Source organism: Thauera sp. WH-2, from assembly GCF_048321015.1.
Lineage (GTDB): Bacteria > Pseudomonadota > Gammaproteobacteria > Burkholderiales > Rhodocyclaceae > Thauera.
Map to the genome: position 1 here is coordinate 200,898 of NZ_JBLWFG010000002.1, position 13,434 is coordinate 214,331.

General features: G+C 66.3%; 14 protein-coding genes. 6 read left to right on the forward strand and 8 right to left on the reverse strand.

Annotated elements, in window-relative coordinates; all coding sequences use genetic code 11:
- Nucleotides 1–51: 51 nt before the first annotated feature.
- The 3 genes from argC to rplM form a co-directional block, all read right to left on the reverse strand.
- Complete coding sequence (gene argC / locus ACNKW1_RS05150; protein ID WP_418363525.1) at nt 52–1,089, reverse strand: N-acetyl-gamma-glutamyl-phosphate reductase; 1,038 nt, start codon at nt 1,087–1,089, stop codon at nt 52–54.
- A 160-nt stretch (nt 1,090–1,249) separates the two neighbouring features.
- Nucleotides 1,250–1,642: a 30S ribosomal protein S9 gene (gene rpsI, locus ACNKW1_RS05155; protein WP_418363526.1), complete on the reverse strand. Its 393-nt coding sequence runs from the start codon at nt 1,640–1,642 to the stop codon at nt 1,250–1,252.
- An 11-nt stretch (nt 1,643–1,653) separates the two neighbouring features.
- Nucleotides 1,654–2,082, reverse strand: a complete 429-nt coding sequence (rplM, locus tag ACNKW1_RS05160; protein ID WP_418363527.1) for a 50S ribosomal protein L13 — start codon at nt 2,080–2,082, stop codon at nt 1,654–1,656.
- A 596-nt stretch (nt 2,083–2,678) separates the two neighbouring features.
- Between rplM and ACNKW1_RS05165 the strand changes: the two genes are divergently transcribed.
- Nucleotides 2,679–3,098 carry an OsmC family protein gene (locus tag ACNKW1_RS05165; protein WP_418363528.1) on the forward strand — a complete coding sequence of 140 codons (420 nt, stop codon included), beginning with the start codon at nt 2,679–2,681 and terminating at the stop codon, nt 3,096–3,098.
- A gap of 48 nt (nt 3,099–3,146) precedes the next feature.
- On the opposite strand, the gene coq7 is transcribed toward ACNKW1_RS05165, so the two are convergent.
- The 3 genes from coq7 to ACNKW1_RS05180 form a co-directional block, all read right to left on the reverse strand.
- Complete coding sequence (coq7, locus tag ACNKW1_RS05170) at nt 3,147–3,767, reverse strand: 2-polyprenyl-3-methyl-6-methoxy-1,4-benzoquinone monooxygenase (protein ID WP_418363775.1); 621 nt, start codon at nt 3,765–3,767, stop codon at nt 3,147–3,149.
- On the reverse strand, nt 3,767–4,246 hold the full coding sequence (locus ACNKW1_RS05175; RefSeq protein ID WP_418363776.1) for a CNP1-like family protein: 480 nt from the start codon (nt 4,244–4,246) through the stop codon (nt 3,767–3,769). The genes coq7 and ACNKW1_RS05175 overlap by 1 nt, the downstream gene beginning before the upstream one ends.
- A 116-nt stretch (nt 4,247–4,362) precedes the next feature.
- Entirely contained in the window at nt 4,363–4,950 is a 588-nt protein-coding gene (locus ACNKW1_RS05180) for an RNA pyrophosphohydrolase (RefSeq protein WP_418363529.1), read from the reverse strand.
- A gap of 175 nt (nt 4,951–5,125) precedes the next feature.
- Here ACNKW1_RS05180 and ACNKW1_RS05185 point away from each other — a divergent pair, with 175 nt between their 5' ends.
- Together ACNKW1_RS05185 and ACNKW1_RS05190 are read left to right on the forward strand one after the other, a co-directional pair.
- The gene (locus tag ACNKW1_RS05185; RefSeq protein WP_418363530.1) at nt 5,126–6,874 is read left to right on the forward strand and encodes a proline--tRNA ligase; all 1,749 of its coding nucleotides are present in this window, start codon (nt 5,126–5,128) and stop codon (nt 6,872–6,874) included.
- 16 nt (nt 6,875–6,890) lie between these two features.
- Nucleotides 6,891–7,553, forward strand: a complete 663-nt coding sequence (locus ACNKW1_RS05190) for a lytic transglycosylase domain-containing protein (protein ID WP_418363531.1) — start codon at nt 6,891–6,893, stop codon at nt 7,551–7,553.
- A gap of 8 nt (nt 7,554–7,561) precedes the next feature.
- On the opposite strand, the gene ACNKW1_RS05195 is transcribed toward ACNKW1_RS05190, so the two are convergent.
- Nucleotides 7,562–8,194 carry a bactofilin family protein gene (locus ACNKW1_RS05195; RefSeq protein WP_418363532.1) on the reverse strand — a complete coding sequence of 211 codons (633 nt, stop codon included), beginning with the start codon at nt 8,192–8,194 and terminating at the stop codon, nt 7,562–7,564.
- A 409-nt stretch (nt 8,195–8,603) separates the two neighbouring features.
- On the opposite strand from ACNKW1_RS05195, the gene ACNKW1_RS05200 reads away from it, so the two are divergent.
- Genes ACNKW1_RS05200 through ACNKW1_RS05210 form a run of 3 tightly spaced genes read left to right on the forward strand, consistent with a single transcriptional unit; the run spans nt 8,604 to nt 11,948 of the window.
- The gene (locus ACNKW1_RS05200; protein ID WP_418363533.1) at nt 8,604–10,010 is read left to right on the forward strand and encodes an ATP-binding protein; all 1,407 of its coding nucleotides are present in this window, start codon (nt 8,604–8,606) and stop codon (nt 10,008–10,010) included.
- Nucleotides 10,003–10,554, forward strand: coding sequence for a hypothetical protein (locus tag ACNKW1_RS05205; protein WP_418363534.1), 552 nt, complete (start codon nt 10,003–10,005; stop codon nt 10,552–10,554). The genes ACNKW1_RS05200 and ACNKW1_RS05205 overlap by 8 nt, the downstream gene beginning before the upstream one ends.
- Nucleotides 10,551–11,948 (forward strand): sigma 54-interacting transcriptional regulator, encoded by a 1,398-nt coding sequence (locus tag ACNKW1_RS05210; protein ID WP_418363535.1) that lies wholly within the window; start codon nt 10,551–10,553, stop codon nt 11,946–11,948. The genes ACNKW1_RS05205 and ACNKW1_RS05210 overlap by 4 nt, the downstream gene beginning before the upstream one ends.
- 3 nt (nt 11,949–11,951) lie before the next feature.
- Here ACNKW1_RS05210 and tldD read toward each other — a convergent pair whose 3' ends face one another.
- Nucleotides 11,952–13,397, reverse strand: coding sequence for a metalloprotease TldD (tldD, locus tag ACNKW1_RS05215; RefSeq protein ID WP_418363536.1), 1,446 nt, complete (start codon nt 13,395–13,397; stop codon nt 11,952–11,954).
- Nucleotides 13,398–13,434: the final 37 nt, after the last annotated feature.

Sequence of the window (13,434 nt, forward strand, 5' to 3'; positions counted from 1 at the left end):
TCCGTGGCCGAATCGTCAAAATCGGATCGTCGTCCGCTGTGCAAGTTCCCGTCAGGGGCTGACCGGAACGATGTCCAGCCCGGCTTGCTCGTCGCAACCGAACATGATGTTGAGGTTCTGCACCGCCTGCCCAGCAGCACCCTTCACCAGGTTGTCGATCACCGAAAGCACCACCACGGTATCGCTGCCCTGCGGACGATGCACCGCGATGCGGCACAGATTGGAGGCGCGCACCGACCGTGTTTCCGGGTGACTGCCAGCAGGCATGACATCGACGAAGGCCTCGCCAGCGTAGCGCTTCTCGTACAGCCCCTGCAGATCGGAAGCATCGACACCCGGCTTTAGCCGACCGTAGAGCGTGGCATGAATGCCGCGAATCATCGGCGTGAGATGCGGAACAAAGGTCAGGCCAACCGGCTTTCCAGCCGCCAGTGAGAGCCCCTGGCGGATTTCCGGCAGATGGCGATGCCCGGGCACCCCATACGCCTTGAAGCTGTCTGCCGCCTCGGGGAGCAGGGTATGCACCTCAGCCTTGCGGCCCGCACCCGATACACCGGACTTGGCGTCCGCGATCAGGTGGTCGATCTCGATCAGACCCGCCTCGACCAGAGGCAGGAAACCGAGTTGCACCGCGGTCGGATAGCAACCGGGGTTAGCCAGCACGCGCGCCTGGCGGATCTGTGCGCGATTGACCTCGGGAAGGCCGTACACCGCCTCGGCGACCAACTCGGGCGCCGCATGCTCCATGCCATACCATTTCTGCCATTCTGCGATGTCACGGATGCGGAAATCGGCTGCGAGGTCGATCACGCGCACACCGGCAGCGACCAGCTCGGTCGCCTGTTTCATGGCGATGCCGTTGGGGGTCGCAAAAAAGACGGCGTCGCACTTCTCGAGTTCGGCATCCTGCGGTGTCACGAACTTCAGGTTCACCCGCCCGCGCAAGCTCGGGAACATGTCTGCAACCGCCATGCCCGCCTCACCACGCGAGGTGATGGCGACCAGCTCCACCTGCGGGTGGCGCGAAAGCAGGCGCAGCAGTTCCACGCCGGTGTATCCGGTACCGCCTACGACTCCAACCTTGACCATGCTAACTCCTCGCAGCAAATGACTTCAGACGGGGGATTATCGCACTCCTGATACCGCTGCGCAGCGCGCGTCCACACCGCTCGCCTCGAACCCCACTCCAGAAGCGCAAAAGCCGCCCCAAGGGACGGCTTTTGACTGCACCACAAAACCGGGAACCGGATCAGCGCTTGGAGAACTGCTTCGCGCGGCGGGCCTTGCGCAGACCGACCTTCTTACGCTCCACCTCGCGAGCATCGCGGGTTACGAAGCCTGCGGAACGGAGTTCACCCTTCAGCTCGGCGTTGTAGTCCACCAGCGCACGGGTGATGCCGTGACGCACGGCGCCGGCCTGACCGGACTCGCCACCGCCGACGACGTTGACCATGATGTCGAACTTGCCTTCGTTGCCGGTGAGAACCAGCGGCTGACGCACGATCATGCGGCCGGTTTCACGCGAGAAAAACTCGTCGACCGGCTTGCCGTTGACGACGATGTTGCCGGTACCCGGCTTGATGAACACACGAGCGACCGCAGTCTTGCGACGACCGGTACCGTAGTTGTAAGTCACAGCCATTGTCGGCTCCTTCAGATCTCGAGAACTTGCGGCTGCTGAGCGGTGTGCGGGTGAGCGGGACCCGCGTAGCACTTCAGCTTCTTCAGCATGGCGTAGCCCAGCGGGCCCTTCGGCAGCATGCCCTTCACCGCCTTCTCGAGCACGCGCTCGGGGAAGCGCTGCTGGAGCTTGGTGAAGTTGGTTTCGTAGATACCGCCCGGGTAACCCGAGTGACGGTAGTACTTCTTGTCCTGCGCCTTGTTACCGGTTACGCGCAGCTTGTCCACGTTGACCACGACGATGTAGTCGCCGGTATCCACGTGCGGGGTGTAGATGGCCTTGTGCTTGCCACGCAGGCGACGGGCGACTTCGGCGGCGAGACGGCCAAGCACCTTGTCCGTGCCGTCGACAACGAACCAGTCGCGCTTGACCTCGTGCGGCTTGGCGGAAAACGTCTTCATGTGAATCCTCGATCTTGTCGGGCCGTAAGAGATGGCCGTCAAACGGAAAGCTCGCAATCCTACGTCCAATAGGTAGCACCTGTCAATCGCCGAAAACGGCGTCGACGGTTTTGCGGGCAGCGCATACCAAAAAAAACGCAGTCCGACTGGACTGCGTTAAATCCACACCAAAGGAGGAGGGTGGAGGAGACATCGTTTGGACCGGCGCGAGCACTTGAAACGTCTTGCCGCGTCAGCGATCCGACTGGGACGAATTATCCATGTCTCACGCAGCGCGTGCAAGAGCGCTTTTGTGCATTGCGTAAGAAAATTTTTGATTTTCCCATAAGCAGCCTCTATTTTAATCAAACGCCTTGTTTTAGATCAAATTTCTCCACCAAGGAGCGTCCCACAGAAGCGCCTCTGACAATTCCTTTGTCATTCCAAGCGGTACTTTTTGCGCAGTGCGGCACTACGCTACCGTATGGCGGACCGGCCGCCACCTTCAATCCACGGCGGCCGGCAGCCACCCCCTCTACTGCCCGCCCCTGCGGTAAGATCGCGCCTCCCTGACAACCCAGAGCGAGAAGAGGGCCCTGCCCCAGGAGTGAAAACCTATGGAATGCACCGTCAAATGGTTCGACGGCATGAGCTTTGTCGCAGAAACCGGATCGGGTCACCTTCTTGCCATGGACGGAGCCCCCGAAGCGGGCGGGCGCAACCTCGCACCACGGCCGATGGAGCTTCTTCTTGCTGGCGCGGGCGGCTGTACGGCTTTCGACGTGGTGATGATCCTCAAGCGCGGCCGTCACGACATTCGCGGCTGCAGTGTGCGCCTCGAAGCTGAGCGGGCAGACGCGGACCCGAAGGTGTTCACCCGGATCCGATTCATCTACACCGTAAGCGGGCGCAACCTGAAGCGCGAAAGCGTGGAGCGTGCTGTCCACCTCTCCGCTGACAAATACTGCTCGGCTTCGATCATGCTGGCGAAGACGGCCGAGATCACCCACGAGGTCGAGCTCGTCGAGCTGGATTGACTGCCCCTGCGCCCCGCCCCCGAGGCTGCAGCCGAGCCCGGGGCTGGATCAGACGCGGTAGGCGAGCGTCGTCATCACCCGCGCGGCGAGCTTCATCGCTGTCCTTGCCGGCGCAGGCAGCGCATGCGCACCCAGCCGAACCGCCATCTCGGCATGCTCGGCTTCATCCACCTTCATCTGCTCGACGATCGCGCGCGAACGCTGATCCGTTGGCGGCAGCGTGTCGAGATGGCCCTTCAGGTGCTGCTCGACCTGACGCTCGGTTTCGGCGAGGAAGCCCAGGTTCCAGCGCTCCCCGAAGCGTCCCGCGAGCATCCCGAGCGCGAGCGCGCCGCCGTACCAAACGGGATTGAGCAGACTCTTGCGCCCCCCCAGTTCGGAGATGCGGCGCTCGGTCCAGGCCAGGTGCTCCGTTTCTTCCTGCGAGGCCTCGCGCATCGCATCCCGAATCACCGCATCGCGCGACATGATCGCCTGCCCCTGGTAGAGCGCCTGCGCGCACACTTCTCCAACGTGGTTCACCCGCATCAACGCTGCCGCATGCGCGCGCTCGGCATCGCTCATCTCCGATTCTGGTATCCCATCGCCAGGTAGGGGACGAACGCTTCGCGCCTGCGCAAAGACGGTGCGCAGGGCTTTGTCGAACTCGATGATGGCCTGATCGATCATCATTGGCGGACTCCAAGAGGATCAGTGGGCTCACGCCTCTGCTGCAGCAGACGCAAGGCCTGTTTGCGGTCGCGCGGACCAGCCGCCCCATCGCAAAAGTAATCATAGGCCAGCGCGGCACGCGGACGGTTGTACCGGTTGTCGCGGATCGGCTGCCAGTCGCTGTTCTTCAGCAACGTCCAACTTCCGTCCTTGCGCCCGCTCGCATAGATGCGGCGCTCGCCGGTCGCACAGCGGATGCCCTCGAAGGTCACATTCTCCGCACCTCCCGGCGTGCGCACCACCAGCGTGTAGCGCACCACGCCATCCGTGCCGACGCGAACGCTTTCCTCGTCCACAAAGAAGCGGTTGGGTGAAGGCGAGCCAATGTCGAATGTGCGCAGACCGGCCTCCGCAGGCGCCGCCGGCAGTTCCACCTCCCCCTCCTGCCAGTCGGGATCAGCCTCCACGAGCAGGCCCGCCACCGCGGGCGCCACCATGCCGGCGGCCAGCGCCAGGCCGGCAAGCCAGCCACGAACAAAAGATGTCTTCAAGAGTGCAGATCTCCGCATGATTGGCGCGCAGGCCCTCCCGCGCGGCCCCGACTCCGACTCGACTAGCCTTTGTGTGCCAAGTCCCGTCGCTCCCGCTGACCCAGCATGACGCGCACCGGTTCCGGCGCGACCGGCGGCTCCGGCAGGCGATACGCGTCAGGCAGTTCGAACGCACGGGAACGGAACAGGATGCGCGCCAGTTCGATCAGCGCGAGCTGGTACACCTGCCGTTTGAACTCGATCACCGCCTCGAGCGGTACCCAGTAGTTGCTCCAGCGCCAGGCATCGAATTCCGGATGGGTGCTCGCACGCAGACAGACGTCCGAATCGCGCCCCACCAGCCGCAGCAGGAACCAGATCTGTTTCTGGCCGCGGTAGGTGTTGCGCCATTCACGCCGTATCCAGTGCTTGGGCACCTCGTAGCGCAGCCAGCCGCGCGTGCGGCCGAGGATCTTGACGTGTTCCGGGCGCAGCCCGACTTCCTCGAAAAGCTCCCGGTACATGGCCTGCTCCGGCGACTCGCCGTGCTTGATGCCACCCTGCGGGAACTGCCAGGAATGTTCGCGGATACGCTTGCCCCAGAACACCTCATTGCGCGCATTGACCAGAATGATGCCGACGTTCGGGCGAAAGCCTTCACGGTCAAGCATGACAAACCTTCAATTTCGGTTGATTGGATGCGATTTTTTCACACTTGCGCATGCTTTGAAAGCACACCACTGACGTGCATCGACTAAGCTCATGACGCATGGAGCGTTGCGCGGCGGTGCCATGCGCTAAAATCTCGCGCTCCTGTCCCACCAAGCCATACAGTCGAAGACCCTCATGCGCGCCAGCCAGTTCCACCTGTTCACCCTCAAGGAAGCCCCGTCGGATGCGGAAGTCGTCAGCCAGAAGCTGATGCTGCGTGCCGGCATGATCCGCAAGGTCGCCGCCGGCATCTACAGCTATATGCCGATGGGGCTGCGTGCCATCCGCAAGGTCGAGACCATCGTGCGCGAGGAGATGGATCGCGCCGGCGCAATGGAGCTGATCATGCCGATGGTGCAGCCCGCCGAGCTGTGGAACGAGACCGGGCGCTGGGACAAGATGGGCGACGAGCTGCTGCGCTTCAAGGACCGCCACGAACGCGACTTCGCACTGCAGCCCACCTCCGAGGAGGTCGTCACCGACATCGCGCGCCAGGAGCTCAAGAGCTATCGCCAGTTGCCGAAGAACTTCTACCAGATCCAGACCAAGTTCCGAGACGAACGCCGGCCGCGCTTCGGCATCATGCGCGGGCGCGAGTTCACGATGAAGGACGCCTACTCCTTCGACCGCAGCGAGGAAGCAGCAGGCCGCAGCTACGACATCATGTTCGCCGCCTACAAGCGCATCTTCGACCGCCTGGGTCTGGAGTACCGCGCCGTGGCGGCCGACACCGGTGCCATCGGCGGCGACCGCTCGCACGAGTTCCAGGTCATCGCCGACACCGGCGAGGACGCCATCGTCTACTGCCCCGACTCCGACTACGCCGCCAACATCGAGCTCGCCGAGGCCGTGTCTTTGCTCGCGCGCCGCGCCGAACCGGCCAAGGCGCTCGAGAAGACCCCCACACCGGGCAAGGCCACCTGCGAGGACGTCGCCAAACTGCTCGGTGTACCGCTCGCGACCACGGTGAAGTCGCTGGTGCTCGCCACCGACGACATCGACGAAAAGGGCAAACCCGCTGGCGTCACCGTGTGGCTGCTGCTGGTGCGCGGCGACCATGCGCTGAACGAGGTCAAGGCCGGCAAGCTGGAAGGCCTGAAGGCGGGCTTCCGCTTCGCGACCGAAGCCGAGATCCTCGAGCACTTCGGCTGCAAGCCGGGCTATCTCGGCCCCCTCGGCCTGAAGAAGCCGGTCAAGGTCATTGCCGACCGCACCGTCGCCCACATGGCCGATTTCATCTGCGGCGCCAACGACGCGGACTTCCACTTCACCGGCGTCAACTGGGGCCGCGACCTGCCCGAGCCCGACCTGGTCGCCGACCTCCGCAACGTGGTCGAAGGCGACCCCAGCCCGGACGGCAAGGGCGTGCTCGCCATCCAGCGGGGCATCGAGGTCGGCCACGTGTTCTACCTCGGCACCAAGTACTCCAAGGCGATGAATGCCACCTTCCTCGACGAGGACGGCAAGCCCAAGCACTTCGAGATGGGCTGCTACGGCATCGGCGTCACCCGCATTCTGGGCGCCGCGATCGAGCAGAACCACGACGCCCGCGGCATCCTCTGGCCGCGCGCGATCGCGCCCTTCGAGGTGGTGATCTGCCCGGTGGGCTGGGGCAAGTCCGAGGCCGTGCGCGACGAGGCGCAAAAGCTCTACGACGCGCTCATCGCCGCCGGCGTGGACGCCATCCTCGACGACCGCGACGAGCGTCCCGGGGTGATGTTCGCCGACTGGGAACTGATCGGCGTGCCGCACCGCGTCACCATCGGCGACCGCGGCCTCAAGGAAGGCGTGGTCGAGTACCAGGGCCGGCGCGACGCCGAAGCGGTCAAGCCGCCCGCCGGGGAAATCCTGGGCCATGTGCTCGAGCGCCTGAACCAGGGCTGAGCGCGGGAAGATCCGCATGCGCCCTTTACCCGCCCCGTTCCGCCAGTTCGCCGCCGCATGTGCGTTCGCGGTGGCGGCCGGCGGCGCACACGCCGGGGCGCAGCAGTACGAGCCCATGGCCGCGAGCGTACGCGCCGCGCTATATGCCGCAGTCAGCGATGCCGCGGCACCGACGCTGCCGATTCCGGATGCTGGCGAGCGCGCGCAATGGCTCGCCGAGATGTCACGCCGGCTGGCGAAGCGCATCCCGGACGAGGCCTACCGCACGGAACTCCTCACCAGCATCCACTACGAGGCCACCCGTGCCGGGCTGGACCCGCAGATGGTGCTCGGCCTGATCCAGGTCGAGAGCGCCTTCCGGAAATACGCGATCTCGTCGGCAGGTGCACGCGGCTACATGCAGGTAATGCCATTCTGGATCAAGGTCATCGGCCGCGAGGACGACAACCTCTTTCACATGCGCACCAACCTGCGTTACGGCTGCACCATCCTGCGCCACTACCTCGACATCGAGAAGGGTGACCTCTTCCGCGCCCTCGGCCGCTACAACGGCAGCCTGGGCAAACCGCAGTACCCCAACCTCGTGCGCACCGCCTGGGAAAAGCACTGGACCTGGACGCCCCAGCAACTCGCCGCGGCGGTCCGCCCCCCGCCCAACGAGGCCACCCGATCTCGCTGAGTGTCGCCTCAGCCCGCCACGGCGGCGAGTGGGCGCGGCTCGGCAGGTTTGCCTTCGATCGCGCGCAACCCCTCCTTGGCGACGGCGCTCAGCGCCTGCACATCGCCCGACAACTCCCCGCCTTCCTCGATCAGGATCTTGCCGTAGCGGATCTTGCCGCTCACGCGCCCGGTGGCGTGAATCAGCAGTTGCTTGCGCGCCGTGAGCTCGCCCTCAAAGTGGCCGTGGATCTCGGCAATGTCGATGCCGACCGTACCCTTGTAGGCGCCCTTCTCCGCGATGCGCAGCACACGGCTGTCCATCGTGGCCTCGACCCGACCTTCCACCACCAGCGTGTCGCAATCCAGGATCTCGGCGCCCTTGAGCTTTACCTCCGGGCCAACGATCAGGCGGCTCTCCCCCGTGCCCTCTGCGGCAGGCGCACCCGCCTTTTCCTCCAACCGCTCGCCGACGTCGTCGCGCCCGGCCGTGGTGCCTGTTTGCGGGCTGGTGCGGGCGGTCTCCGGCGTGGCCGCGGAAGACTGGCGCTCACCGAAAGCCGTCGCTGAACTGGCAGCGGTGCCGCTCCCCACCGGGCGCCCGTTGCTGCGGCTGGAGGCGGTTTCGCTGCTTTTGTGGAACAGATTGGGCTTGTTGAACATGATTTCTCCTTGAGTCGGGGCTGCAGCCCTGGCGCTACAGACCATACCCTTCTAGCAAACACCATGCCTGCGCAGAAATCGGCATTGTGCTCAGATACTTGGCAACCGCAGTCCGGCGCGGGACGGAGCCTCATCCAGGCTGCAGGGGAAGAACTGTCGGGCGATGGCGACAGTTTTTCTGCGTGGACACGCAAGCCGCTGAAGCGCCGGCGCTTGCACATGTCGCCCGCAGGCGACACCCGCACGGCGCTTACGTTGGCTTGCATTTGCACGCTCTGCCCGGGGCGTTTCCTGGCCTAGACTCGCGCGGGTCGGCTGCTCCTGCGCCACTCGATCGTCATGAATCGAACGAAGCGTGGAGTGGGCGCGCGTTCAAGCAAACCCCACCGTTTTCCGCAGAGCAGCTTCCATGCCACGCCTGTCCTTCCGCGCCATCCTGTTGCTTGGCTTCCTGCTGGTGGCCGGCATCCTGAGCACCATCACGGTGAGTGGGTGGCTGAGCATCGAAGCCCTGGCCCACCGGATCCATGATGAAAACCACACCGCACTGACGCTGAGCGCCGCTACCGCAAGACTGTCCGAGCGCAGCGTCGATCTCGAGCGTGCGGCGCGCCAGTTCATCGTGCTCGGTGACCACGCGCTCGTCGAGCGCTTCCAGGTAGCGCTCGACGACGCCCAGATCACGATCGCCACCCTCGAATCCAGCGCGGGAAGCCCTTCCGGGCCCCTCGCTGCCTGGCGTGAGGCTGCGATGCGCATCCACCGCACCATCCTCGCCGGACAGGGCGGCGCCCCCATGCCACTCCTCGACGAGGACTTCACCGCCCTGTCCGTACAGGCCACAGCGCTGGACCGGCAGCTGCGCGCACATCTCGCGCAGCGCAACCAGTCGCTGTTGCAGGCCCTGGACGCGGCCCGCGACAGCGTGATCCTCCAGATTGCCATCGCGCTCACCGTCTCCGCCCTGCTCGCCGCGGCGAGCGCCTGGTGGTTGCTGCGCCCCCTCGTGCGTATCGAGCAGGCGATCGGTGCGCTCGGCGAGAACCGGCTCAGTGAGCCGATCCGCATCGCCGGCCCGGCCGACCTGCGCCAGCTCGGCGAACGCCTCGACTGGCTGCGCCTGCGCCTCGCCGAACTGGAAGCGAACCGCAACCGGGTGCTGCGCCACGTCTCGCACGAGCTTAAAACCCCGCTGGCCTCGCTACGCGAAGGCATCGCCTTGCTCTCCGACGGCGTGCTCGGCGAGCTCGACGCGCGCCAGCGCGAGGTCGCGAGCATTCTGGAACACAGTACGCAGGCGCTGCAGTCACGCATCGAGCAGCTCCTGCAATACAACGCGAGCCAGTTCGATGCGCGCAGGCTGGATCTGCGTGACACCGCCCTGCTGCCGCTGCTGCGTGAGGTCGGCGCCGAACAGCGCCTGCTTGCCGAGAGCCGGGAGGTCAGCATCCATGTCCGTGGCGACGCCCCGGCCGTGCGCGCCGATGCCGGCAAGCTGCGCATCGCCTTCGCCAACCTGCTGACCAACGCCATCGCCTTCAGCCCGATGGGCGGGCGCATCGAACTGCTCGCCGGCAGCGACGGCGAACAGGTCGTCGTCGACTGTCTGGACGAAGGACCGGGCATCGACCCCGACGAACTCGAACGCGTATTCGAACCCTTCTATCAGGGACGCCACAATCCCCCCGCCCCGGTCCAGGGCAACGGGATCGGCCTGGCCATCGTGCGTGAATTCGTCACGGCCCACCAGGGCAGGGTACGTGCTCTCCCGAGCGCCTGCGGGGCGCATTTCCGAATCGAGCTGCCATATGCCTGAACAGCACCGTGCCCACCTCACCGGCCACCACCTCACCGGCCACCGCCGCCCCGCCACGCTCCTGCTCCGGGCCACGGCGATGGCCTGCATCTCCCTGGCCGGCTGCACCGGCCTCCACGATCGCACGACATCCCCCGGGGCAATCGTCACCGCGCCCGCCGACGCCAGCGCACATGAAGCCGCCCAGGAACGTCTGCATACCGCAGTGCAGGCTCTGCAGCCCGGACAGGCGCGGCTGCAGCAGGCCCGCCGTGCGCTCGAAGGCCTGCTCGCCGATGGCAGCACCGAAGCCCGCGCGCACCACCCCTACGCGCGCGCGCTGCTCGAGCAGATCCGCGAGCGGCAACGCCTGATCGCACACAACGAGCAGCTCGTACGCGAGCGCGACGCGGCCATCGCCGACCGGGACGCAAGGGCCCAGGCGCTGGAGGCGGCGCTGGCAGAAGCCCTGCTCGCGCGGGACGCACTCCAGCACAAGCTCGACGCACTCGGCGAGATCGAACGCCGTCTTCCGGCCCCAGCCACACCCGGACTCGATCGATGAGCGTCGAACTCGCAGGCCGACGGGGTACAACGCAGACGCGCGCGCGCTTGCTGGTGGTCGACGACGACCCCGATCTGCTGCGGCTGCTCGGCATGCGGCTGCGCGCCAGCGGCTATCAGGTGGTCAGCGCCGAGAATGCGGCACAGGCACGCGCGCACCTGAGCATCGACCGCTTCGACCTCGTGCTCAGCGACGTCCGGCTGCCGGATGGGGACGGACTGGCGCTGTTCCGGGACATCCGCGCCCAGCACCCTGCACTGCCCGTGATTCTGCTCACCGCGCACGGCAGCATCCCGGACGCCGTCGAGGCCACCTCACACGGCGTGGCCGGCTACCTGACCAAGCCTTTCGACAGCCGCGACCTGCTGCAGCGCATCGCGCAGGCCCTGTCGCACGGCACCCCGGCCGACCAGAGCCCGGCCCAGGTCGATGCCGGCTGGCGTGCGGACATCATCAGCCGCAGCACACGCATGCACGCCCTGCTCGACGAGGCCCGGCTGGTCGCAGCCTCCGACGCCAGCGTGCTGATCCGCGGCGCCAGCGGCACCGGCAAGGAAGTGCTCGCCCGCGCCATCCACCTTGCCAGCCCGCGCGCCGCCGCGCCCTTCATCGCGATCAACTGCGGCGCGATCCCCGAGCCCCTGCTCGAGTCCGAGCTCTTCGGCCACGTGCGCGGCGCCTTCACCGGGGCGAGCACTGCGCACACCGGCCTGGTCCAGGCCGCGCATGGGGGCACGCTGTTCCTCGACGAGATCGGCGACATGCCGCCCGCGCTGCAGGTCAAGCTGCTGCGGGTACTGCAGGAACGCGCGGTACGACCGGTCGGCGCCACACACGCCCAGCCGGTGGACCTGCGCATCCTGTCCGCAACCCATCGCGATCTCGATACCGCGCTGAGCGAGGGGCAGTTCCGTGAGGATCTGTACTACCGCATCAACGTGGTGAGCCTGGAGTTGCCCACGCTGGCCGAGCGCCGCGAGGACATCCCGCTGCTCGCCGCGCACTTCCTGCGCGGCCTGGCGCAGAAATACGGCAAGCGCTTGGGCGGCTTCGCGCCGGAGGCGCTGGAGGCGCTGAGCACCGCCCCCTGGCCGGGCAACGTGCGCCAGCTGCACAACGTCGTCGAGCAGGTGTGCGCGCTTGCAACCACGCCCGTGATCCCGCGCGCCCTGGTTGAGCGCGCGCTGCGGGTGCAACCGATCGAGGCACTCGGCTACACCGAGGCCAAGCGTCGCTTCGAACACAACTACCTGATCCAGTTGCTCAAGCTCACCGCGGGCAACGTCTCCGACGCAGCGCGCCTGGCGGAGCGCAACCGCACCGAGTTCTACCGCCTGCTGCAGCGCCACGGGCTCACGCCCGGCCTCTTCCGCGAGGGGCCGCCGGCTCCCTGAACCTCAGGCCGTCCCACCCACGGTCAGGCCGTCAATGCGAAGGGTCGGCTGGCCGACGCCCACCGGCACGCTCTGGCCGTCCTTGCCGCAGGTGCCCACGCCCGGGTCGAGCGCCATGTCGTTGCCGACCATCTTCACCTTGGTCAGCGCATCCGGCCCATTACCGATCAGCGTCGCACCCTTGACCGGGCGCGTGACCTTGCCGTTCTCGATCAGGTACGCCTCGGAGGTCGAAAACACGAACTTGCCCGAGGTGATGTCCACCTGACCGCCGCCGAAATTGGCCGCATACAGCCCCTTCTTCACGGACTTGATGATCTCCTGCGGGTCCCGGTCGCCGTTGAGCATGTAGGTGTTGGTCATGCGCGGCAACGGCAGGTGGGCAAAGGACTCGCGCCGGCCGTTGCCGGTGAGGCCCATGCCCATCAGACGCGCGTTCATCATGTCCTGCATGTAGCCGGTGAGGACGCCGTCCTCGATCAACACGGTACGCGCGGTAGGGTTGCCCTCGTCGTCGATCGAGAGCGAACCGCGACGGTCGGGCAGCGTACCGTCATCGACCACGGTGACGCCCTTTGCGGCCACCTGCTGGCCGATCCGCCCCGAAAACGCCGAGCTGCCCTTGCGGTTGAAATCACCCTCCAGGCCATGACCGATCGCCTCGTGCAGCAGGATGCCCGGCCAGCCCGGCCCGAGCACCACCGGCATGGTGCCGGCCGGTGCGGGATCGGCGCCCAGGTTCACGCGCGCCTGGTGCACCGCGGCCTGCGCATACTCCTGCAGGCGCTCGTCGGTGAAAAAGCCGTAGTCGTAGCGCCCGCCGCCGCCGGCGCTGCCCTGCTCGCGGCGACCGTTGTCCTCCATGATCACGGTGATCGACACACGCACCAGCGGGCGCACGTCGGCGGCCTGGTGGCCATCGCTGCGCACCACCATCACCACCTCCCAGGAGCCGGCGATGTGCGCCATGACCTGGGACACACGCGCATCCGCATCACGGGCGAACCCCTCCAGGCGCTCAAGCAGCCGGACCTTGGCGGTATCGTCCAGCGAGTCGAGCGGATCATCGGCGCGGTACAGGCGGGTGCGCAGCTTGTGCGGCCGGATGCCGACCTCACGCTGCTCCCCCGCCGCGGCGATCGCGCGCGTGGCGGTGGCCGCGTCGATGAGGGCGTCGACCGAAATGTCGTCGGAGTAGGCGAAGGCGGTCTTCTCGCCGCTGATCGCACGCACACCCACACCCTGCTCGATATCGAAACTGCCCGACTTGACGATGCCCTCTTCCAGACTCCAGGCCTCGGAGCGCTGGTACTGGAAGTACAGGTCGGCAAAATCGATGTCGTGCCGCATCAGCTTGCGGAAGGTCTTCTCGAGTTCTGCCCCGCCCAGGCCGTAAGGCGACAGCAGGTAACGGTCGGCGACCTTGAGGGGGTTCTGGCTCTTGCTCATCGGAATTCCTTGTTGTTCATGCCGGCTTCGACCGGCA